The sequence below is a fragment of the Paenibacillus sp. FSL R10-2788 genome (assembly GCF_038003885.1).
Taxonomy (GTDB): domain Bacteria; phylum Bacillota; class Bacilli; order Paenibacillales; family Paenibacillaceae; genus Paenibacillus_AQ; species Paenibacillus_AQ odorifer.
Window position 1 is genome coordinate 5,782,749 of the sequence record NZ_JBBOQA010000001.1, and the last position, 21,795, is coordinate 5,804,543.

Consider the following 21,795-nt stretch of genomic DNA (forward strand, 5'->3'; position numbering starts at 1 on the left):
CTCTGGAGTCCGATAGCATTCCAAGTGTGGGGAAATTCCGCATTTAAGGTCTGCTGGGTCCGTTACTGTCGAGTCACACTCAGTCACTGATGCTTTCGGACCCAGATGACGCTATTTGAACATTTTCGCTTATTGATCAGGGTTTCGGACTCCAATGACGCTATTTGCACACTTATCGCCTTTTGAGCAGGGTTTCCGTAAGCGCAAATTGCTACCTAATCAAACAAAGTTTTTGTTTAGAAAACGGTGTTATTTCCACAAAAAGAGGATATCTCAGTAGCCATTAGATGGCTCATGAGATATCCTCTGGTTCTCTCGCTATGTTAAGCTTCCGAATTCCCGTGTTTTTCTAGAACCTTCTCGAACACCGGAAAATTAGCGGTACGCCCTGGAAAAGTTACCTCACCCCTGAGGTCATAACCCAGCTTGGGATATAGGGCGAGTGCCCCAGTGTTCTTAGCATATGTGTCCAGACGGATACTTGAATAACTATTCTGGCGAGCATATTCTTCTGCAAAAGTGCTAAGACGGCGTGCAACTCCCTTTCCTTGAACTTCAGGATGCACAGCCAATCTATGCATAATTAAATGAGGCCCTTGCGTTTCTGTCCAGTCAATCTTCCCATACTGCTCGGATTGGTGCTCGTCCAACACTAGAATGCCGGCCACCGCATTGTTCTCCTCACATACCCATAGATTGCCACGTTCAATATCAAGGGAGATGATCTCCCGGTTCGGATAATGCTCGTCCCACTGATCGCTGCCACCTGCTTGCATCACCTGTACGCATTTGGCAATCAGCTCCATAATTTCATCAATCTCATCTTTGCGTGCTCTGCGAATCTCAGTATCCATGAATCATCCCTGCCTTCATCTTAACCTCATATTATTTTCACTTTCATTATGAAGTTTATCACATCGGCAGCGCAGCAAACCAGTCCGCACGAAAACCCCAAGACCCGCTCACGGGCGGAGCGGATCTTGTCATCTGTGTCCCCTAGCTGAATTCCAGCTTATGCCCGTCCTCGAAGCCCTTGGCGAAACCGGCGTCGAACCCCACGTTGTATGCTTCGGTGTAGCCCTGTTGAAAGGCGTCTGCCGGGGGCGTTTCCGGCGAAACGCCCAGCTCCGGGGGGAGCGGAATTACCTGTGGAGCAGGCGGAGCCTCGCTCACGGGTACCACAAGCACCGGTGGCTGTGAAACCCTTACTTTACGAACAAGCTTACGACGAAGTCTTCTTTTCTTGCGTAGCAATAGGCCTTTTTTTGACTTCCCATAACGAGCAGTTTTCCGGGCAAGAACTCTGCGGGTTTTACGGGCTAGCCCTTTACGAACTTTTGCTTTCCGCGAGAGCAGCAATGTGCGTCTACGGGTTCTGCCTGAACGTAGCGTTCTGCGGCTTTTCTTCTTCATGCTTCTACTCCTCCTGTGCTCCATGTTCTCTGGAGGTTCCTACGGCGTATGCTTTACTCAGCCATGGCGCAGCAGGAATTCCCCGTTTAGGACGATGTAGTGAAATCCCGGACATCATCCGGCACATCGCACTCTGATACCCACTTAAAATCCTGATATTGTCGCTCAATTTGCGGGCCGTCAACTCAGATTGCTCCGTCAATTCGGCGATGCTCTCCAAGATGGCCGCCAAAGCAGCCTGACTGCGCGAAATGGAGCGAATCATCTCCAGCTTGACGGCATGTTCAGAGAGACGGTCCCCGCTCATTTGCTGTCTTCTCCAAAACTAAAGCCATCACCTGACATGTCTCCAAAACCTTCCCCGCCACCATCGTCTTCACCACTGCCCAGCACTGCTTTTAAATTGCTGTAGAGTCCGTTCTCCAGTTTGGTCAGCCCTTCGACCATCTCCACGATGACCTCGTGTATAGAGAGGGACTCCTTCAGTTGCTCACTGTGGGAATCAAAGGCTCTAGCGTGGATATGATGCTGTGCCCACTGCTTTACCTTTTCAGCTTCAACCGCCTTAGCTTCCAGAATCAACGCAACGTTCCACTGGATGGCGGCGGTGGACTCCAGCATTTGCAGATAAGCCTTTTCTCTGCTCATCTTCCGCCTCCCGCTCCTATAGCGTTACTCTTCTTCTTGACCGTTCAATTCCTTAATCACTCTGCCTACCCCATCAGCCATCGCTTCTTCCAGATCTGCAAGTGCATTCAAGTAAGCAATAATATTCTTGTTTACCTGAGTTGAGCTTTCGATCATCCCGCTGATCCCATCAAAATCAGGCTCCGCATCTGGCAGATCGTGGACAATTTGCGACATACGGACAGCCACATGGCGCTCAGCGTCTAGAATCCGCGCCATCTGTTCGTGCGTATGGGCCATGTGCTGCAGGACTTTAGTTATTTTACTCTGCACCTTCATGTCTCCTTTGCTCAAACGCCCTGCTACAGCATATGCGGCAGGAGTCGTTACGGTGCCGGGGATCCTCGACAAGTTAAGGCTCTATAAGTGACTGGATGACATAAAGATTACGTTATTGCTAAGTACATTTAAAAGGATTAAAATGTGAAATGCGCAATCCTGAGTTTACCAATGATTGGTGGGGAATATATGAAGCTTGAAAGCCAGCGGATCGATCTAATACCTTTAACTGCCCCAGAGCTCTCACTAGCAATAGATAACTATTCGGAGCTACAGCAACAATTAGGCTTAGCTGCCATCAGTGCGGCGCTTGATGATGAAATGCAATATGCTATGCAGATCAGGCTAAAAAAGGTGCAGCAGGACCCCGACCATTACCTATGGTTAACGAACTGGGCCATCGTCCATCGGGAAGATCAATGTATTATAGGATTCATTATCCTTAAAGGTTACCCGAATGAGAAAGGCGAGGTTATTATAGGATATGGGATTGATGAGAAATATAGAAGAAAAGGGTATGCAACAGAGGCACTACGCACAATTACTGCATGGATTTTCTCCCATCCCCAAGCTGTCTATGTAATCGCTGACACTGAAAAAGATAATACAGCCTCCCACAAAGTATTGGAGCGTCTAGGCTCTGAGAGATACAAAGAAACTGAGGATTTAATCTGGTGGAGAATTTCCAACCCCCGAGCCCTCTGAGTAACGCGTGATTTCAAAGCCCTTGCGGCTATCTATAGCAAGATTACATCAAAAAAAGCACTGCCTTATGGCAGTGCATCCTTTAACTTTTCCCCCGCCTCGTGCAAAGACTGGAACGTCCCCGCATCACTCCACCAATCCTTAAGCACATCATAACTAAGTCTGCGATCAGCGGCGTATATATTATTTACATCAGTAATCTCCAGCTCCCCCCTTTTGGAAGGTAATACCCGCCGGATGATATCAAATACAGCTTCATCGTACATATAAATACCAGTTACACAATAATTGGTCTTCGGATGCTCCGGCTTTTCTTCGATATAAGCAATCCATGCCGCATCTTGACTATCAAACACAGGTACACCGTATCTGCGCGCGTCCTCCACCGGCTTCAGCAACACCTTTGCTGTGCCCGCTGGCTGACGGAGATAACTCTCCACATAAGGCTTCAGATCATCCATAAAAAGATTATCCCCGAGCAATACAACAAATCGTTCCCCCGGGAAAATGAACCCTTCTGCTAAATCAAGCGCCTCGGCAATGCCTCCGGCAGCTTCCTGAATTTTATAGGTCAGAGATACACCAAATGCAGCACCGCTACCTAAAAAATCTGTGTACAGGCCAGCAGACTGCTTGCTAATAACCAGAAGAATGTCGGTAATTCCTGCCCGGCGAAGCCGGTCTATGCCGTAACAGACCATAGGATATTTGCCGACCGGAAGCAAATGTTTGTTCATAAGCCGGGTCAGCGGTTGAAGTCTAGATCCTGTTCCGCCCGCCAGTATGACTCCTTTCACTTACTTTCCTCCTCTTTATCTACGTCCTTTGCCTTCGGATCTGCACTTCATATGAAATTTATAGGGTCTACATTCCATTTATCTATAAAAATCTTGCGATTTCGTTCCACCAGTTCTTGCAGTCCGGTATTGTAAACTTGCTTGAAACTTGCACTTCCTTCATGGTGCACCAAGCAATCCCCGGCGATAAGCAACCGATATCCCTTTATCCTGGTACGGTAACAATAATCATCATCTTCGTAATGTCCAGGTGAGAATCTCTCATCCAGTAGACCTACGGAAGTAAGCAGCTCTCTTTTGAATAAAAAACATAATCCTACCAGCCGTCTCGTCTCCAACCATTTCTGGGGATTTGGAAGGTTCGCCCTCTCAGCAGCCTGATGAAAATCTATCAGACCTTCATAATCAGTCTTCACCTGTTGACGTCCACTAGCATAGTTTGTGACTGGCCCAACAATACCAACATCAGGAGCACTATATAGAGCTCTCTTCAGATTAGTTAACCATCCTTGAGATACCACTACATCGTTATTCAGCAGCAGTAATTCATCACCTGAAGCTAGCTGTAGCCCCATATTGCATGCAGCTGGAAAGCCGCGATTGTCAGGCAATGAAATAAACGTTATATGATTCGCACGGCAATAAGTGTCTGTTCCGTCCGTTGAAGCATTGTCCACTACGATAATCTCATAAGGCGGCGGAGTGTAGGCAAGAATAGATTCCACACAGGCCCGCAGCAAGGGCAGCGCATTGTAGGTTGGAATAATAATACTCGTCAGCGTCATATGCGATTCCTCCAAGCGGCTACCTGTCTGCGGTACTCGCGCTGAGTCTCACTACTTAGCAGACCGCCAGCTTTTCGCCGCGAAAGAACCTCATGTAGGGCCTCAGCATGATCTCCTATGATCAGTTTTTCCACAGCATTTCCAACCCCTGTATTTGCCTTGCGCAGCCGATTATGTTTAATAACATTTACCGTCCCAGCCTTCTCCACCCGTAACTTTTCTAATACAGAACGAGCTTGGGCTTTAGGTGGAACCATTAATTCACGGTAGCCTATGGTCTCAAGCGCATGCCGCGAAAGCGCATGAGGAACAGCTGTCATAGAGCTAACCCCGAGATCGTACCTATCCAGAGCATAATTCAGAAACAGTTTGCTGCGGGTGACATCATCACATAATCCAAAAGAAGGCATCAGTGAGTCTAAATCATTAAGAGCTACATCAATCCCACGATCTACAGCCGCCGTGAATGAAACGAGCTGAGAGGCCGGAATGACCATATCTCCATCCAGAAAAAGCAATATATCCCCGCGACTCAGCTTCGCACCGATAGCCCGACCCACATCATGTCCGACAGACTCTGGGCAGTGTACTACAATGGCTTGACGATGTTGTCTAGAAATAGGAAAAGAGTTATCACTGCAGCCATTAAGTACGACGATAATTTCTGCAGGTTCAAGCCGTGCAACCTGATGCAGCAGACGTGACAAGGTCTGCTCCTCATTACGCGCGGAGATAATGACTGACAAAGTCCCGCGTAACTTCGGTAACTTCAGAGTCTCCTTGCCTGCCTTCGATTGCCGAGACAGAAGCGGGCGAGTAGCAGCGTTGCCTTTTACAGAGCGATTGGCTGACCTGTGACGGATTGGGCGTTTCTTTGCCGTTCGAGCTGCTGTGCCTCGTAAAGTTGCAACCATCATCTCACCATCTCTCTGCGCCGGGCTCCGTCGCCAAAGCCCGCTCTGATCCCCCGATGTTCCAGCAACAGGGATACAGCCTCCATATGATCCGCTGTAATCAACTGCTGCAATGGATCTTTGCCGTCTTCCTTGCGCCTTACCGCATTCAATTTCCCTACAGGTACTTTGTGAGCGGCTACCACATGCAGTCCACTAAGAATTGCCTGGGCATGCGCCAGTGGAGGACGTGATAATGAATCGCTCCCTAAAATATCAAGTGCTCTGCGGCTGATTGCGTGCGGAACTGCCGTCATCGAACATCCCTTCAGATCTGGACGGCCAAGCAGAATATTCAGTGCATGTTTAGACAGCACCACCGGATGGGGGGACAGCTTCCGGACCGGACCGGAATAATCATTAAGCGCTATGTCCACTCCACCACTAACAGCAGTGACGTAAGGACGCAGCCCCGAAGCAGGTATCACCAAATCTCCATCTGTAAACAATAGGATTTCTCCCTTGGCTGCCTCAGCTCCCACACTACGGCCAGCGTCGTGTCCAAGCGGCAACTCATAGGAAATAACACGCGCACCTAGCGATTGTGCAATCCCTGCCGTTTGATCAGTGGATCCATTCACGACCACAATTACCTCGCAGCGCGGATGGACCCCTCTGGCTCCAGATATCACTCCCGCAATGGTCTGAGCTTCATTCATGGCTGGAATAATAACCGAAACATAGGGATTAGGATGGTTAACTATAGGGACTACAGCGACTTGCCGCACTGGGCGTGAAGTCCGCCGCTTCATCCGAGAGACCCGCCGTCCTGTGCGGCGGGCAGAAGTTCGTTTGGGCTTCATGCTCATCCACCTTCCTTACAGAGCCAATTCTTCAGGCTGAGGGTTACATCACAGTTTATGTACTACAACGCACAGGGTAACGGCAATTGTCTCCTGTCGTTCTGAAAACAGGACAAATGTACTCCCCACCAAACTTCAGCTTAGATACATTGCGCATAGCCAGCTGCCGCGGACACAATCTGTGGCGGTAACGAACGCAGATTGTGTCCGCGGCAGGGCGATTAGGTTAGGACAGTATCGGACAAAACCGAATCTGCAGCGGATGTTTAGACATTAGCGCTATCGGACACAGTTGCTCCTATTCGCCGCATTATCACACTTTTAGATTATTAACGGACTCCGTAGCAGCTATTGGCATGAAAAGAACTCAATAATGCTCTATTTCTATACAATTGCTTCACTAGAGTCCTAAACCAGCCTTAAAAAACGACAAACCTGCAAATAACGCCATCTGGGTCCGTAAGTAGCAGCGGATGTTTAGACTACCAGGCTATCGGACTGAGCCGCAGCCACAGCGAATGATTAGAACCCGGCGATGCTGACATGTACCGTTCCCCCCCAAAAAAACAGAGCAGCGATCTCCAATAAGGAGATTCGCTACTCTGCTATTTTTAAGAGGAACTGCTTAAGGTTCAATCAAATACGCGATCATCTGCTGCCGGCTTAGCTAAGGGAGCGCCTATAGCAATCCAAGAGATAACCCCATAGAAATGCGGAGTCTCGCGCAACCGCACTACTTGAATCACTGCTTCTCCATTGGCTCTGCTCTTTAAGGAAGCGTAGAAGTAAGGCTGATTGGTCATGGCAACAAGCACATAACCCGTATGCCCAAAGCTCTCATCAAACGATACGGTCACCTCTACACTCTCTGCATCCCCATTGAACATAAATGCTGTCATTCCAAACTGCTGTAGTGCTTCTCGCTTCCCAGCTGTTTGAATCGGACTGAAGGACAGATGATCTGTATTTACAGAGTTCGGTGCCAGATGAGTCCCGTTTACTGCACCTGGGGAAATATGATATTCCTGAACACTCTCTTCTTCCAGATGGCGGGCTTGAATCGCAAACGAAGAGATTTTGGATGCTACTACCGCTTCATCCTGAAGCTCTGTTGTCCCTACTGCACCTTCTGTCAGATGAGCGGACTCGATACTGCCTTCCTTCAGCTTAGCTCCGTTGATACTGCCATCCGGGAGCAGTGCTGAGCTGCGTGTTTCATCCGCAAGATGCTCTAATTTGATGATGCCAGGCTGCAAATGCCGATCTGCCACGCTCTTGTCAGCAAGATGCTCTCCGTAAACACTCCATGGTTGTAAATGTGAAGAACTCACGGAGCCTTCGGCGAGTTTTTCTTCAGTAATACTGCCATCCGGCAACAAATCCGCACTGCGTACCTCTTCTGCCAAATGCTTCAGGGTGATGCTGTCCGATCGAATATGGCGGCCATCCACCGCATCCCCGGCCAAATGACCTCCAGAGACGCTGCCTTGGGCTAAATGGAAAGACTGAATCGTCGCGACTTCAATCTTCTCGCCTGTAATACTGCCTTCCGGCAACAAATCAGCGCTGCGCACTTCTTCTGCCAAATGATTCAGAGTAATGCTTCCAGCACGGATATGGCGGCTATCTACCGCATTCCCCCCTAAGTGTCCCCCATAAACACTGCCAGGAGCCAAGTGGTAGGCAGTAATAGATCCACCCTCCAACTTTTTACCGGTAATGCTGCCATCCGGCAGTAACTCGGAGCTGCGTACCTCATCCGCTAGATGTGCTAGCTTGATCTCACCTTTTCCAATATGGAGACCTTCTACTGCAGACGGACTCAGATGAGTTCTATCCACACTGCCAGGCACTAGATGAATTGCTTCTACGGAGGCTTCCGCCAGCTTCTCCCCAGTAATGCTTCCGTCCGGCAGCAGCTCGGAGCTGCGTACCTCATCCGCCAAATGCGCTAGCTTGATCTCACCTTTTCCAATATGGCGTCCTTCTATTGCAGACGGACTCAGATGAGTTCCCTCCACGCTTTCAGGTACAAGGTGATTTGAATTTATGGATGCTTCCGCCAGTTTCTCCCCAGTAATGCTACCGTCTGGCAGCAAATTGGAGCTGCGTGTTTCTTCGGCCAAATGAGCCAGCGTGATCTCACCATATCGGATATGACGTCCTTCTATTGTGTCCGGACTCAAATGACTGCCATCTACGCTTCCAGGCACCAGATGATTAGAATTTACGGATTCTTCCGCCAACTTCTCCCGAGTGATGCTACCGTCTGGCAGCAAGTCAGCGCTACGTGTTTCTTCGGCCAGATGAGCTAACGTAATCTCACCTTTTCCAATATGGCGCCCTTCGACAGAACCTGAACTTAGATGAACGCCTTCCACACTGCCAGGTACTAGATGATTTGAATTTACGGAAGCATGTGCCAGCTTTACACCAGAAATACTACCGTCTGGCAGCAATTTGGAGCTGCGTGTTTCTTTTGCCAAATGAGCCAGCGTGATCTCACCGTATCGGATATGACGGCCTTCTACTGTGTCTGGGCCTAAATGGCTGCCATCCACACTGCCAGGCACTAGGTGAATAGAACTTACGGATTCCTCCGCCAGCTTCTCTCTAGTAATACTACCGTCTGGCAGCAGATCAGCGCTTCGGGTTTCATCGGCGAGATGAGCCAGGGTAATCTCACCTTTTCCAATATGACGTCCTTCGACGGAACCTGAACTCAGATGTCCGCCTTCCACACTTCCAAACACTAAATGAATAGAATCCACGGATGCTCCCGCCAGCTTCTTCCCGGTAATACTGCCTTCAGGCAGCAAGTCGGAGGTATATGCATCTGCAGCCAGATGAGCAAGCGTGACCTCACCCGGTAGGATATGTCGACCTTCGACAGAACCCGAATTCAAATGGCTTCCGTTCACACTTCCAGGCAGGAGATGGTTGGAATCTACCGATCCTTCAGCCAGCTTCTCCCCAGTTATGCAGCCGTCTGGCAGCAACTCAGAGCTACGTACCTCTTCCGCCAGATGAGCCAGCGTGATTTCACCAGGTAGGATATGACGACCTTCAATCGTATCGGTACACAAATGGCTGCCGTCTACACTACCAGGTGAAAGATGCTGAGAATCCACGGCACCTTTTACCAGCTTAGAGCTATTAATACTGCCCTCTTGGATTTGAACCGCAGAAATAGAATTCGGAAGGATATGACCATTCCCTATAGACAACGGCCGGATATGCGCCCCACTGACACTGCCGGGATTCAAATGTCTACTTTGAACGGCACTTTCGCTTATGGTTTTCGAACTTACAGCATTTACCGACAAATGCTCAGCATGAACTGCTGACGCTGCCAGTTTACTGGATTCTATGCTACCGTCTGCAAGCTTAGCCGAAGTGACTGCTAAATCACTGATTTTATCCGTTGAGACACTTTCCGGTGAAAGCTTCAACGAGGTCACTGCATGATCGGCCAGATGATGAGGCTGCACAGCTCCTGCTGCCAGGTGAATTTCTCTCACCGCAGCGGAAGCCAGCTTATCTCCTGAAACTGAGCCCGATTGAATCGCAGCGGAAGTCACACTATTTTCACCAAGATGTCTTCGTTCCACGGCTCCCGTGGCCAAATGATCCTTATTTACCACAGCATCCTGCAATACACGGCCGCTCACACTGGCATCCGCCAGATGCTTTTCCTCCACTGTACAAAAAGCGATATGTTCACCACTGACTACTTCACGCGCAATCGTGCTCCCAATCACTGCACCTGCTGCCAGCTTAGCTGCATTTACACTTCCATCTGCCAACTTGGCAGAAGTAACGCTCTGTGCACGAAGATGCTCCCCGCCCACAGATTCTGAAGCCAGCTGTTCTCCAGTCACAGCACCGGAAGATAAATGTTGAGTCTGAATAGCTTCTTCCTTAAGCTGCTCCGAGCCGACCGCTTCCGCCGCTATATGCGAATGATTCACTGCTTCGCGTTCCAGATGAATAGAAGTTATGGCTTGCATAGCAATTTGCGGTCCGCGAATGGCGGATTTAGCAATATGTCTTGTGGTCACTGCTTCGTCTGCCAGCTTATGTGGGAGAATGCTTTGGTCAGCAATTTTGGACGAGGTTACCGCTTGCTCCACTAACTGTGCAGTTCCTACTGCACCCTCAGCCAGCTTTAAAAAAGAGATGCTGCGGTCAGCCAAATGCCGACTCGATATTTCGCCATCACCGATATGATTACCATTCACACTTTCTGGGCTTAAATGGACGCTTCTCACGACATCTGCACCAAGTTGCTTAGAGCCTATAGCTCCATCAGCTAAATGCCCGCCTTCGATAATACCCGACTGCAGCTGTTCCTTACCGATCAATTTGCTGGCAAGCTGATCAGAACCAATCGCTCCCGGGGCCAGATGTCTGGCGGTTATCAAAGCGTCGCTAAGATGGCGGCCTTCAATAACAGCATCCGCTAGCTTTGAACTGCTGATTTCACCATCAGCAATTTTATCGCCAGATACCGCTGCATCGGCCAGCTTGGAACGGTCAACACTGCCGTTAGCTAGGTGGCGACTTGTGATGCTGCTGCTTCCTATTTTGTCACTAGTAACGGCTCCATCTTCCAGTAAATCCGCAGTAATAATCAAATCGCTTAAATGGCGGCTCTCAATGGCTTTATCTGCAATTTGACCGCCGCCTATAATCCGATCAGCCAGCTTCTCTGGACTAATACTGCCATTTTTCAGCTTCTCTCCACTAATCGAATGATCCAGCAGCTTACCGCCACTAACGCTTCCTTCTGCTAAATGCTCGCCCACAATCGATTCTGGTGCGATTTTTGCAGAAGTGACTGCCTTGTCCGCGATATTGATACTCTGTACAGCGTAATCTTGCAGCCAAGGTGTACCAATAATGCCGAACTTTAGCTTAGAACCGTCAATGGTACGTGGAGCGATTTTGGCTCCGGTCACCGCTGCATCCGAAAGATCATCTGTATAAACGGGCTGAAAACGTTCTTTCTCTGGAGGAGCGAACCATACGGTTTCAGGAAGATTATCCGCCTGTTTCTGAAGCTGCGCTTCCTCTATAAGCTCCGGCTCCAATTGTAGAACTGGAGCAGAAGTTGGCTCCTCTAGAACGACTTCAGCTATTGCTCCCCCACTTACCTGAACTTCCGCGATCTCTGCTTCACTGACTCCGTCACTGTTATTCCCCGAGCTTCTAGAGCTGCTTTTGGTATCCAGCATACTCAGTTCCTCTTTATTGGGATTATCTACAAAATAGAGTCGTTTCTGTGGACTGCGCGGCTGCTTTTTTTTGGAACCCCTCACAAGCAGTCTCCTCCTTCCATCTAATGTTTCTCCTAGGCATCATATGCAGCGGTATGGGCTTATGACACCCTTTTGCGATGAGGCCTTCATAAGATTATGTATAAAAAAAGGCATCTGCCTTCGCGCATTCGTCCACCCTGACACGCGGGTACAAACATACTATGACAAGAGTAGAAAAAGCAGGGATCATGTAACCGATGAAACAGGAGGAACAAACATGGGGCATAAGCTCGTTGGAATATTACTAAATGCCGATATGCACCGGGGCGTTCCCCGGCTAAAAACAGGACAGGAGTCTCTATCCAACTATGAAGAGGCCGCGGCGGCATACGGTTTAGTCCCTTGCTTCCTGAAGCTCGCGGACATCGATACGGACACAGGCTTTAGTGCCGCCTATATAAAGGGAGCCAACGGATATAAAAGCGTAGTTGTTCCTACGCCTGCTGTTATCCATAACCGGGCAATATACAGCAAAAACAGCCCTGGGATGCAGCGTCTGCTGAAGCACTATCCCCTGATTTTCAATACATGTAATCGATACGGCAAAGATGAGATCCATCAGCTGCTTGAAAAAAATACGGAGCTTCGCGAATATTTACCCGTAACAACGAGAGTCTCAGGCCTAAAAGAAATGATGAATCTTTATCCCGATCTCATTCTTAAACCTTGCCGTGGAAGTATAGGGAATGGGGTCATGCGGCTGGTCCGCAAGGGATCTCAGCGTTGGACCTTGAGCTACCTCTCCCCTTCGATGCAGCGCTGGAGAAATATTCCCGTAAATCAGGCGGCGTTGCCACAAGCGCTCCGCGCACGCCTAACCTCCGTGCCTTATCTTGTTCAAGAACGTATTCCCCTTGCTGAGATTGGAGGACGTCCCTTTGATCTACGCGTCACCGTTCAGCGCGGCTGGGGAGGAGATTGGCAGGTCACTGGGCTCTTCGCCAAACTGGCTGCCCCAGGGGGCTTTGTCTCCAATATAGCCCGCGGAGGAGAAGCGTTAAGCTCCTCCCTAGCGCTCGAAAAAGCCTTTTCAAGATCCACAGCGGCCCACATCCGTATGTCTGTCGAAATACTTAGCCTTGCAATCGCACGGTGTCTGGAGCAAGACCTTCCCGGACTGGCCGATATCGGACTGGATATAGGCATTACTAAGGACGGACGACTCTTCTTCATAGAATGTAACGGTCGCGACCAACGCTACGGATTTCATAAAGCCGGCCTTACGGAAATTTGGAAAGACAGCTATCGCAGACCTATGGGATACGCGCGTTTTTTAATAGAAACGAACAGTACGGTATATAACAGTTATTGATTTGTCTCCTATTCTATGTCAATATAATGCAGAGCAGAGACGACCCGTATACAACCGTACTGCTGCATTATGGAAGGGAGATGGGCATGGTAAAACAATTGCTACGGCTGATGACCGAGCTATCCTCACACCGGTGGCTTTCACGGTTAATGGGATCTTTTTCTCATAGTAGAATCAGCCGTTTTCTTATCCCGGCATTTATTAAGACTTATCAAATCCCCTCCGCTCAAGCGGAGAAAAATCCTGGAGAATATCTCACTCTTAATGAGTTTTTCAGCCGCCGGCTGAAGCCGGGCATGCGGCCTATTGCAACCGATGCTGACGCTTTGGTTAGTCCCGTAGACGCAACGATTACTGCTATGGGTGACATTACCGCCGGTACGATTATGAATGTAAAAGGGCAGGATTATAAGATCGAGGATCTCCTTAATCACTCCCCGCATCTGGAGCTGTACAAGAAGGGTTTTTTCTTCGTTCTTTATTTGAGTCCTACCGATTATCACCGGATTCACTCTCCCCTTACCGGACAAAAGGTGGAGAGCGATTATATTCGCGGACGGGCCTATCCTGTCAACGATTTCGGAATGCGACATATGAAGGGTGTCCTGAACCGCAACGAACGTCTCATTACGTATATTGCCGGGAGTTACGGGGAAACCGCGGTAGTAAAGGTAGGCGCAATGAACGTCAGCAGCATCCGTTATACGGATGCTACGGCTGCCGAGTGGCAAATAGGCGATGATCTGGCTTATTTTGAGTTTGGCTCCACCGTAGTGCTGCTCACGGAAAGCGGTACCTTTACCCCGAGACCCAAGCTTGAGGTCAACTCGAAGGTAAAAATGGGCGAGCTACTGGGAACGTTGCATCGACCTTTGTAGGGAGAGTTAGGCGAATTCCAAGAAAAATTAGAGGGCACCTCAAAAGCCATAAAATGGCTGCTGAGGTGCCCTCTAATTTTGGGGACTTAGTGTGGAGCACAGTTGCGGACACGAACCCTCTAGCTATCGTATACCTATCGTCTAACCATCGTGTACCTATCGTTAGCTATCGTATACCTATCGTTAGCTATCGGACCCAGCTGACCTTATACGCGGATTTTTGACACATTTGCGATTCTATCGGACTCCACCGCAGCTATTGGCATGAAAAACACCCTATTTGCGCTAGATCTTAGGCAATAGCGGCACTGGAGTCCGAAACTCCGCTCAAATGGCGATAAATGGGCAAATAGCGGCTGCTGAGTCCGTAAGCATTTGCAGAGCGTTGATCGAGGTTGGTCGAGCGTTAGTTGAGGATGGTCGAGATAGTGGAGGGCTGGTCGAGATAGTGGAGGGCTGGTCGAGATAGTGGAGGGCTGGTCGAGATAGTGGAGGGCTGGTCGAGCGTTAGTGGAAGGTGTGCGCTCGCCGCTATCGGACCCAGCTGACCTTATACGCGACTTTTTCACACATTTGCAATTCTATCGGACTCCACCGCAGCTATTGGCATGAAAAACACCCTATTTGCGCTAGATCTTAGGCAATAGCGGCGCTGGAGTCCGAAACTCCGCTCAAATGGTGATAAATGGGCAAATAGCGGCTGCTGAGTCCGTAAGCATTTGCTAGAGCGTTGGTCGAGGTTGGTCGAAAGTTAGTTAAGGGCTGGCCGAGAGTTGGTGGAGGGATGGTCAAGAGTTAGTTGAGGATTTGAGGGCTAGTGGAGCGTTGGTCGAGGATCTACGGAGCGTTGGTCGACGGTTAACATTCAACGCTTTCGCACCCAGCTGACCTTATACGCGCCATTTTCGCACATTTGATTGGTCACAAACACACTAATAGCAAAAAGGACAGCCCCGAGGCTGTCCTTTTATCTTTTCATGTAACCCACCTAATACGCCTGTTACGCTTATTAACCTGCTACGCCCTAATGTGATTATTACGCCGCCTGTTTTGCTTACTATACCTGTACACCCGTTATACTCAATACACCTGCTACGCCTATACGCTTATTACACGCCAATTACACATGTCCCTGCTTAGCAACATCAAGCGCCTTGGCCGCTACCTGTTCCGGATCTCCTAGATAAAAGCGACTGATAGGATTCATGTCCTCATCCAATTTGTACACGAGCGGTACTCCGGTAGGAATATTGAGCTCCAGTAATGCCGCTTCATCAATATCCTCCATAAATTTAATCAATGCACGCAGCGTATTGCCGTGGGCTGAGATAAGCACCCGTTCTTTTTTACGCAAAAGAGGTACGATCCGGTTTCCCCAGAAATCGCCTACACGATGTACAGTGTCCTCCAGGCTCTCTCCACGCGGGATATCTTCCGGACGAACACCGCTGTAGCGAATATCGTTTCTGGCATACCTAGGATCATCAAGCTCCAGCAACGGGGGTCTCACCGATAAACTCCGCCGCCAGATATGCAGCTGCTCATCTCCATATTTTAGCGCTGTCTCGCTTTTACTTAATCCCTGCAATGCCCCGTAATGGCGTTCATTCAATTTCCAAGACTTTTGCACGGGTATCCACAGCAAATCCATCTCTTCCAGTACATAGTTAAGAGTTTTAATCGAGCGTTTGAGTACCGAAGCAAAAGCCAGATCAAATGTATACCCAGCGTCCTTCAACAGCTTGCCAGCAGTCTTTGCCTCTTGGATACCCTTCTCAGTTAAATCCGGGTCACTCCAGCCTGTGAACAAATTCTGTACATTGTACTGGCTCTCACCATGACGTATTAGTACGATTTCGTACATTTTCTCTCTCTCCTTCCAACTATGGACCTTATATATTCTACCGACGAACAACATTATGCGAAACGTATCGCGGAAAGCTCTCACCTTAGTAATAACCCAATCGTAGAAATAAATATCTACCGCTACCTCATAGTTAGACCAATTAAACATCCTCAAAGGTACGTGAATGAGGCGTGCATGGACCGTGAACGGCGTGTAGATAGTGCGGTACATGAGCTTACGCTTCATTGCAGAATGTGCAACAGAAAATCTTAACTCTCACTTGAAAATACATTACATTGTACTTTGTGCAATAGATTATCGTGATGATCTCTAGAAAGGCTGCTTCTCCTGAATTTGAATGTAAGATGTGCAACAGAATTCAAATCCGACTGCTTTTAGACTCAATCCCATTGTACAAAATACAACGTGAGGCACGATGTAATGTCCATCAGTTACTCTAGTCTTCGACTTAAGTTCATTATATATATCAATTTCTAACAACACAAAAAAACCGGATGCCTCATGGCCCCGGCTATTTATATTTTTAGTCATATCATGCGATTGTATGCTTGCTTGTTCCGTTTAGAACCAGCTGTCCACGACAAAAGCGTTCGCCTGCTTTAACCGTTTTAAGCGGTTTCTAAAAATACCTCCGCCTCCACTCTTACAATCCGTGTTGCAGATTCTGCGTCTGATGATCATGCCAAGAGTCTCCTTCCAAGAAGTTATGTAAATTCTCTGTAAACTAAACTGCAAAGTATTTACCCTTGGTTGAACAAACTGAAACAAAAAAAGAGAATCAGCGGATCTCAGATGGACTTTTTCCGGTATATTGCTTGAACTGGCGGCTGAAAAAGAAAATGTCACGATATCCGAGCGCATCTGCGACCTCAGTAACATTCATTCCTGCGTACAGCAGTAAATGCTGAGCACGCTCAATCCGGGCTCGGATGACATAAGACTGCACAGAAGAGCCCGTAAGCTCCTTAAACTTAATTGAAAAGTACCGAGGCGAAAGCCCCGCACGAGCAGCAAGATCCTCTACACGATGTGCAATCCCCGGATGCTGGCTCACATAGTTCGCTATTTCGTGAATGATTTCTGTCAAATGGTTGCTAACATAACGTTCTACTGGCTTCACACGGTCCTCCCTCAGCAGATGAATCATCAGCTGCTTCAGTACAAGCTGCCCTTCTTCCTCAGCGGCGTAAGTATCCACCAGAAATAGTCGAACGTACCTAGCAAGCAGATGTTCAAATTCAACGGTTTCTGTAAGCTCACGATAGGGCAGCGGAATATCCGTCACCTCTTCGGAGACATCAAAATGAATATATGTAAGTACAAGTGGCTTTTGCGGATTATGTGTAGCACTAGTATGGTCACCCGGACGAAAAAGGAAGCAGCTTCCCTTACCTACTTGAAAGGGTTCATCGTTACGCACAACCGTCCCTTCCCCGCTCCATACATAAAATAAATCATAATTTTGCAGCGACTTCTCTCTTTTTTGCCATTTCCAGCCCGGCTCGCATACAATCTTAGCCAGAGCCGGTAAAATAACAAAAGAGGACGGCGATGCATGCAGCATAACGTTCCCTCCTAAAAGTTTTGTTAGCATAAACTACCTTGAACACTTCGCAAAACTTGCTTCGTAAGCATTTCGCTTTGTTTTGTTAGCATAAACTACCTTGAACCACTTCGCAAAACTTGCTTCGTAAGCATCCGCTTTGTTTTGTTAGCAAAACTTGCCTCGTAAACATTCGCTTAGTATTGTCAGCAAAATCTGCTCTGACTTCGCAGCGTCCATATAGTTTTGTTTAGCTTAATCTACTCCGAGTTTCTTCGTCAAAATTCGTAAGTATTCGCTTAGTTTTGCATTTCATCTTCTTTATCATACCTTGTCATGTTGCATTTTGTACATCTTCCCACGCCAGATGCAGGCTTGTTATCCCTTCCTCCAGCTCCTCGGCATTCAGATGGGCAAAAGAAAAACAAGCGGCCGGTGCTCCCGGTGATAGCTGATATAACGCGGCATCTCTAAAATCCGTGTCGCGCCTAAGCGCTGCCGCTCGGAAAGCAACAAACTCTTCACTGCTGCGCAGCCAGCGGGCATATACATGCAAGCCCGCATCACCAGGCAGCAGCTCGAAGAGCTCCTTAAGCCGTTCCGACAGCAGCGTCCTGAGGATGCGTCCGCGTTCACCATAGATGCGTGTCATCCGGCGCAGATGACGGCCATAGCCGCCTGTATTCATGAACCGCGCCAAGGCACGCTGCTCCAGCAGCCCTACCGGCAAGGGCTCATATAGCGCCTTGGCGGCGATAGTCGGCTTTACCAGAGAGGGCGGAAGCACTGCAAAGCCTAGCCGCAGGCCCGAAAACATCGTGTTTGAAAAGGAGCCTACATACACGACCCGCTCTTCGCGATCCAGTGCTTTTAAGGGCTCAATAGGACGCCCAGCCCAACGGAACTCACTGTCATAATCATCTTCAATGATTACTGCATTATGCCGCTGCGCCCATTCCAACAAGGTCCGTCGTCGTTCCAAAGGCAGTACCACACCCGTAGGAAATTGACGGCTCGGCGTAACAAACAACAGCCGGGCATCCCAATCCTCCGGAATAAGGCCGTTGCCATCCAGCTTCCCTGCCAGCAATCGGCCTCCAGTGATCTCTACGGCTCGCCGGATCCCGTGAAAGCCCGGGTCCTCTACGACCGCTGAGCCCCCTGCATCCAGCAGCAGCTGCGTCAAAATAACGATGCCTTGCATCGAACCGCTGAACAATACGATATGCTCTGCATCCGCGCGAATCCCGCGGGTAATCCGCAGATGTGCAGCGATAGCTTTCCGAAGTCCTTCATCGCCTTGAGGTGGACAAGTGCTTTGCAGCAATCCACCTTCCTTCCCTCCGGCATAAGAGAGCGCACTGCGCCATTCGGAGTAAGGAAAATGTTCCATCCGCATACCACTACTCTGGAAGCTCACTGCTTTCTTATTACTCTTTTCATAAAAGGGTATCGGGCGCGCAAGCAGCCGCTTTCCCCATGCTGAAATAGGAATCGTAGTCTCGATTTCACAATCTCCTCCAGCAGCATCTGTGGCTTCACCCAAAGCCTGATTCTCACCGTCACTGCGACTGGCAGCTGAAGCAAAGCTATCTTCCGATACGAATGTCCCCCGCCCCGTTTCAGTCCTTACATACCCATCAGCGAGCAACATTTCATACACCTGCGAGACCGATCCGCGCGACAGCTCATAGTGCTTAGCAAGACTTCGTGTAGACGGCAACGGAGTGCCTCCCGGAAGTGTTCCTTCCAATATTCCTGCGCGGAGCGCGTGATATAACGCTAAATATTTGTAGCGGTGTATCGCCAGATATTGATCGTATGCCAGCGTGATATTCATCGTTATCCTCCTTGACCAGCAAGTGGTCCATTAAAAACTATCTTAATTGGTCCTTTTTAATTGTCAACCACTCTACTATTCTTTAAAGAACAATTACATTGGAGCAGACGCTCTAGACTAAAAAGAAAGAGGACGTGATCCCTATGCGCAGAAAAGAATTTAAAGTAGATCAGGAGGAAGAATTGGTCTCTTTTCTAAACGGAATGAGTTTTGGTTTTCTCGGGACAAGCGATGAACAGGGGCAACCGCGGGTGACACCGCTGAATTTTGTATATACAGATGGTTGTTTCTATTTCCATGGCAGTCATGCTGGTGGCAAAATGAAGTCGATCCGCAATCAGCAGAAGGTCTGCTTTACGGTAGCGGATGAGTATGCTCTTATCCCGTCTTATTTTAGCGATCCCGAGCTGGCATGCCCTGCAACCGCCTATTTTAAAAGTGTGACCGCCTACGGCACAGCCGAACCTGTCGAAGACATTAATGAAAAAGCCGGCGTACTCTCCTTATTTATGAAAAAGCTCCAGCCCGAGGGGGGGTATGATTCCATCGATGCAGAGGACCCTAGATACCGTCCCCGTCTAAAGGGAGTTGCCGTTGTGCGCATTACCCCCGAGGAGATCACTGCGAAGTTTAAGTTTGGGCAAAACCTAAAAGAAGAAGAGCGCTCCGGCATCATTTCCGGCCTGTCCGAAAGAAATAATCCACGGGATGAAGAAACGATAGAAATGATGAAAAAATACTGCCCTTTCCACGCCGAATGATATTTTTTAAAAATCGTATCTTTCCAAGTGACGGTTGCAATTGGCGGTGATATAATGTTAGGCAATGTTAACAGTATGTTATCCCCAAAGAACCCTGGAAGGATGAAACTGATGAATCCACTAGCTGGACAATTAAACGAAAGTATCAAAGCAGGAAATGAACATGTGTATGATATGCTCTCTACGCTTGGCAAAGAGATTTACTTCCCAAAAGAGGGCATCCTGAGCCAATCCGCTGAAGCAGGAGCTCACGCCAAGAAATACAACGCAACCATCGGTATTGCTACTGAAGGTGGCGTACCTATGCACCTCGGCGTCATTCAGGATAAACTCTCCGCTTACAGTCCTAAGGATCTTTATAGTTACGCCCCTCCGGCAGGTAAACCAGAGCTGCGTACTGTATGGCGTGAAAAGATGCTGCGCGAAAATCCATCGCTAGAAGGTAAAACCATCAGCAATCCCGTTGTAACCAATGCCCTGACTCACGGGCTTAGCATTGTCGCTGACCTCTTCGCAGAGCCAGGTGACGCGATTATCTACCCGGACAAGAACTGGGAGAACTACGAATTAACCTTCGGAATCCGCCGCCATGGGGAGACCGTTAACTATCCGCTGTTCACAGAAGAAATGACTTTCAACAGTGCAGGTCTGGAAGACGCGCTGCTCGCTCAAAAAGAACGCGGCAAAGCGATTGTGCTGCTGAACTTCCCTAACAATCCTACCGGATATACTCCAGGAATTAAGGAAGGCGATGAGATCGTCGCAGCTATCCTTCGTGCGGCTGAGGAAGGCATCAACGTTGTTGTTGTAAGTGATGATGCATACTTCGGGTTATTCTTTGAGGATTCACTAAAAGAATCGCTGTTCGGCAAACTGGCTCATCTGCATCCTCGTGTGCTTCCAATCAAGATTGACGGTGCGACCAAAGAAGAATTTGTCTGGGGCTTCCGTGTGGGTTTCATCACTTATGCCTCGGAGGACAAAGACCTGCTGGCAGCATTGGAGCAAAAAACACTAGGTATCATCCGTGCCACCATTTCCAGCGGTGCGCATCCTTCGCAGACCTTCGTACTAGACGCCTTGAAATCTCCGGAATTCGAAGCACAGAAGGAAGAGAAGTTCCAGATCATGAAAGGCCGTGCGAATAAAGTAAAAGCACTGCTGGATAGCGGTAAATACGGCGAGGATGTATGGACGTATTATCCTTTTAACTCCGGTTACTTTATGTGTCTGAAGCTGCACACAGTTGCGGCTGAAGATCTCCGGCTTCACCTGATTCATAATTACGGACTAGGCACTATTGCTTTGGGTGAAACTGACCTACGTATTGCTTTCTCATGTATCGAAGAGGAACAGCTCGAAGATCTTTTCGATCTTGTATACGCAGGTGTTCGCGATTTAGAAAAAGCCTAACTGAACTTTATATAGCTTACAATCAGCTCCGTTTTCATGGAGCTGATTTTTTTTGTACACGACTCCGACATTGGCCTATACACGCCCCTCTCTCCGCACATACAATACGATGTACTCAAGTACAACACACACACCGAAAGGGGAATGAACATGAGCGAAGAAGTTAGAGGCGGATATGGATGTTGTGGAGGTGGCCCATTCACTAGCACTGGCGCCATCCTGGTTCTCTTTATCTTGCTGGTTATCATCAGCCGTTCACTTTTTGTCTAACCATTAATGACAGTCTCGGGAGAGAGCTTTAAGCTCTTTCCTATTTTCAATCCCTTTTTTTTACAATAGACGTGGGTGTCCAGTAGGTCATGATAATGGCCGCTGTGACGTCCGCGTCTTTTTTTATTCCACCTTGGTCTAAGCACCAACCGCACCAACCTTCGTTAC

Annotated in this window: 20 protein-coding genes; 7 read left to right on the forward strand and 13 right to left on the reverse strand. The window is 48.7% G+C overall.

The genetic code is table 11. The features are described 5' to 3' along the window. Positions 1-323: 323 nt before the first annotated feature. The 5 genes from NSQ50_RS25715 to NSQ50_RS25735 all read right to left on the reverse strand — a co-directional run bounded on the left by NSQ50_RS25715 (position 324) and on the right by NSQ50_RS25735 (position 2,373). On the reverse strand, positions 324-854 hold the full coding sequence (locus tag NSQ50_RS25715) for a GNAT family N-acetyltransferase (protein WP_036679721.1): 531 nt from the start codon (positions 852-854) through the stop codon (positions 324-326). Between the two features lie 142 nt (positions 855-996). Beyond that, positions 997-1,437 carry a hypothetical protein gene (locus NSQ50_RS25720; protein ID WP_143760491.1) on the reverse strand — a complete coding sequence of 147 codons (441 nt, stop codon included), beginning with the start codon at positions 1,435-1,437 and terminating at the stop codon, positions 997-999. Next, on the reverse strand, positions 1,418-1,720 hold the full coding sequence (locus NSQ50_RS25725) for a hypothetical protein (RefSeq protein ID WP_051491084.1): 303 nt from the start codon (positions 1,718-1,720) through the stop codon (positions 1,418-1,420). Before NSQ50_RS25725 ends, NSQ50_RS25720 begins: the two co-directional genes overlap by 20 nt. After that, positions 1,717-2,061, reverse strand: coding sequence for a hypothetical protein (locus tag NSQ50_RS25730; protein ID WP_036679724.1), 345 nt, complete (start codon positions 2,059-2,061; stop codon positions 1,717-1,719). The genes NSQ50_RS25725 and NSQ50_RS25730 overlap by 4 nt, the downstream gene beginning before the upstream one ends. A gap of 24 nt (positions 2,062-2,085) precedes the next feature. Continuing rightward, the gene (locus tag NSQ50_RS25735) at positions 2,086-2,373 is read right to left on the reverse strand and encodes a hypothetical protein (protein WP_036679726.1); all 288 of its coding nucleotides are present in this window, start codon (positions 2,371-2,373) and stop codon (positions 2,086-2,088) included. Positions 2,374-2,568: 195 nt separating this feature from the next. Between NSQ50_RS25735 and NSQ50_RS25740 the strand changes: the two genes are divergently transcribed. Beyond that, entirely contained in the window at positions 2,569-3,084 is a 516-nt protein-coding gene (locus NSQ50_RS25740) for a GNAT family N-acetyltransferase (protein WP_036679727.1), read from the forward strand. Between the two features lie 65 nt (positions 3,085-3,149). Here the strand turns inward: NSQ50_RS25740 and NSQ50_RS25745 are convergent, their stop codons facing one another. The 5 genes from NSQ50_RS25745 to NSQ50_RS25765 all read right to left on the reverse strand — a co-directional run bounded on the left by NSQ50_RS25745 (position 3,150) and on the right by NSQ50_RS25765 (position 11,743). Then, positions 3,150-3,881, reverse strand: coding sequence for a sugar phosphate nucleotidyltransferase (locus tag NSQ50_RS25745; RefSeq protein WP_036679730.1), 732 nt, complete (start codon positions 3,879-3,881; stop codon positions 3,150-3,152). Between the two features lie 47 nt (positions 3,882-3,928). Further along, positions 3,929-4,666, reverse strand: a complete 738-nt coding sequence (locus NSQ50_RS25750; protein ID WP_036679731.1) for a glycosyltransferase family 2 protein — start codon at positions 4,664-4,666, stop codon at positions 3,929-3,931. Next, complete coding sequence (locus NSQ50_RS25755; RefSeq protein ID WP_094903705.1) at positions 4,663-5,583, reverse strand: glycosyltransferase family 2 protein; 921 nt, start codon at positions 5,581-5,583, stop codon at positions 4,663-4,665. The genes NSQ50_RS25750 and NSQ50_RS25755 overlap by 4 nt, the downstream gene beginning before the upstream one ends. Then, positions 5,580-6,422 carry a glycosyltransferase family 2 protein gene (locus tag NSQ50_RS25760; RefSeq protein WP_305953534.1) on the reverse strand — a complete coding sequence of 281 codons (843 nt, stop codon included), beginning with the start codon at positions 6,420-6,422 and terminating at the stop codon, positions 5,580-5,582. Before NSQ50_RS25760 ends, NSQ50_RS25755 begins: the two co-directional genes overlap by 4 nt. 632 nt (positions 6,423-7,054) lie before the next feature. Then, positions 7,055-11,743 carry a WIAG-tail domain gene (locus tag NSQ50_RS25765; protein WP_076223495.1) on the reverse strand — a complete coding sequence of 1,563 codons (4,689 nt, stop codon included), beginning with the start codon at positions 11,741-11,743 and terminating at the stop codon, positions 7,055-7,057. A 217-nt stretch (positions 11,744-11,960) separates the two neighbouring features. Here NSQ50_RS25765 and NSQ50_RS25770 point away from each other — a divergent pair, with 217 nt between their 5' ends. From NSQ50_RS25770 to NSQ50_RS25780, 3 genes are all read left to right on the forward strand, one after another. Next, on the forward strand, positions 11,961-13,055 hold the full coding sequence (locus tag NSQ50_RS25770; RefSeq protein WP_036679737.1) for a YheC/YheD family endospore coat-associated protein: 1,095 nt from the start codon (positions 11,961-11,963) through the stop codon (positions 13,053-13,055). Between the two features lie 86 nt (positions 13,056-13,141). Then, positions 13,142-13,933: an archaetidylserine decarboxylase gene (asd, locus tag NSQ50_RS25775; RefSeq protein WP_036679739.1), complete on the forward strand. Its 792-nt coding sequence runs from the start codon at positions 13,142-13,144 to the stop codon at positions 13,931-13,933. Between the two features lie 53 nt (positions 13,934-13,986). Further along, on the forward strand, positions 13,987-14,157 hold the full coding sequence (locus NSQ50_RS25780; protein ID WP_340949802.1) for a hypothetical protein: 171 nt from the start codon (positions 13,987-13,989) through the stop codon (positions 14,155-14,157). Positions 14,158-15,053: 896 nt separating this feature from the next. Here the strand turns inward: NSQ50_RS25780 and gpmA are convergent. The 3 genes from gpmA to pdxR form a co-directional block, all read right to left on the reverse strand. Beyond that, the gene (gene gpmA / locus NSQ50_RS25785) at positions 15,054-15,797 is read right to left on the reverse strand and encodes a 2,3-diphosphoglycerate-dependent phosphoglycerate mutase (protein ID WP_036679780.1); all 744 of its coding nucleotides are present in this window, start codon (positions 15,795-15,797) and stop codon (positions 15,054-15,056) included. 781 nt (positions 15,798-16,578) lie between these two features. Continuing rightward, positions 16,579-17,364, reverse strand: coding sequence for a helix-turn-helix domain-containing protein (locus tag NSQ50_RS25790; protein ID WP_036679782.1), 786 nt, complete (start codon positions 17,362-17,364; stop codon positions 16,579-16,581). 313 nt (positions 17,365-17,677) lie between these two features. Continuing rightward, entirely contained in the window at positions 17,678-19,183 is a 1,506-nt protein-coding gene (gene pdxR / locus NSQ50_RS25795) for a MocR-like pyridoxine biosynthesis transcription factor PdxR (protein ID WP_036679783.1), read from the reverse strand. A gap of 143 nt (positions 19,184-19,326) precedes the next feature. On the opposite strand from pdxR, the gene NSQ50_RS25800 reads away from it, so the two are divergent. From NSQ50_RS25800 to NSQ50_RS25810, 3 genes are all read left to right on the forward strand, one after another. After that, positions 19,327-19,944: a pyridoxamine 5'-phosphate oxidase family protein gene (locus NSQ50_RS25800; RefSeq protein ID WP_036679785.1), complete on the forward strand. Its 618-nt coding sequence runs from the start codon at positions 19,327-19,329 to the stop codon at positions 19,942-19,944. 111 nt (positions 19,945-20,055) lie between these two features. Then, positions 20,056-21,357 carry an aminotransferase class I/II-fold pyridoxal phosphate-dependent enzyme gene (locus NSQ50_RS25805; protein WP_036679816.1) on the forward strand — a complete coding sequence of 434 codons (1,302 nt, stop codon included), beginning with the start codon at positions 20,056-20,058 and terminating at the stop codon, positions 21,355-21,357. Between the two features lie 150 nt (positions 21,358-21,507). After that, positions 21,508-21,627: a YjcZ family sporulation protein gene (locus NSQ50_RS25810; RefSeq protein WP_212592220.1), complete on the forward strand. Its 120-nt coding sequence runs from the start codon at positions 21,508-21,510 to the stop codon at positions 21,625-21,627. Positions 21,628-21,795 lie beyond the last annotated feature (168 nt).

Coding starts and splice junctions, on each gene's coding strand:
- NSQ50_RS25750 (WP_036679731.1), bottom strand. CDS start 4,666: ATGACGCTGACGAGTATTATTATTCCAACCTACAATGCGCTGCCCTTG.
- NSQ50_RS25740 (WP_036679727.1), top strand. CDS start 2,569: ATGAAGCTTGAAAGCCAGCGGATCGATCTAATACCTTTAACTGCCCCA.
- NSQ50_RS25730 (WP_036679724.1), bottom strand. CDS start 2,061: ATGAGCAGAGAAAAGGCTTATCTGCAAATGCTGGAGTCCACCGCCGCC.
- NSQ50_RS25755 (WP_094903705.1), bottom strand. CDS start 5,583: ATGATGGTTGCAACTTTACGAGGCACAGCAGCTCGAACGGCAAAGAAA.
- NSQ50_RS25780 (WP_340949802.1), top strand. CDS start 13,987: ATGGCTGCTGAGGTGCCCTCTAATTTTGGGGACTTAGTGTGGAGCACA.
- NSQ50_RS25810 (WP_212592220.1), top strand. CDS start 21,508: ATGAGCGAAGAAGTTAGAGGCGGATATGGATGTTGTGGAGGTGGCCCA.
- gpmA (WP_036679780.1), bottom strand. CDS start 15,797: ATGTACGAAATCGTACTAATACGTCATGGTGAGAGCCAGTACAATGTA.
- NSQ50_RS25770 (WP_036679737.1), top strand. CDS start 11,961: ATGGGGCATAAGCTCGTTGGAATATTACTAAATGCCGATATGCACCGG.
- NSQ50_RS25715 (WP_036679721.1), bottom strand. CDS start 854: ATGGATACTGAGATTCGCAGAGCACGCAAAGATGAGATTGATGAAATT.
- NSQ50_RS25720 (WP_143760491.1), bottom strand. CDS start 1,437: ATGGAGCACAGGAGGAGTAGAAGCATGAAGAAGAAAAGCCGCAGAACG.
- NSQ50_RS25805 (WP_036679816.1), top strand. CDS start 20,056: ATGAATCCACTAGCTGGACAATTAAACGAAAGTATCAAAGCAGGAAAT.
- NSQ50_RS25800 (WP_036679785.1), top strand. CDS start 19,327: ATGCGCAGAAAAGAATTTAAAGTAGATCAGGAGGAAGAATTGGTCTCT.
- NSQ50_RS25725 (WP_051491084.1), bottom strand. CDS start 1,720: ATGAGCGGGGACCGTCTCTCTGAACATGCCGTCAAGCTGGAGATGATT.
- NSQ50_RS25760 (WP_305953534.1), bottom strand. CDS start 6,422: ATGAAGCCCAAACGAACTTCTGCCCGCCGCACAGGACGGCGGGTCTCT.
- asd (WP_036679739.1), top strand. CDS start 13,142: ATGGTAAAACAATTGCTACGGCTGATGACCGAGCTATCCTCACACCGG.
- pdxR (WP_036679783.1), bottom strand. CDS start 19,183: ATGAATATCACGCTGGCATACGATCAATATCTGGCGATACACCGCTAC.
- NSQ50_RS25790 (WP_036679782.1), bottom strand. CDS start 17,364: ATGCTGCATGCATCGCCGTCCTCTTTTGTTATTTTACCGGCTCTGGCT.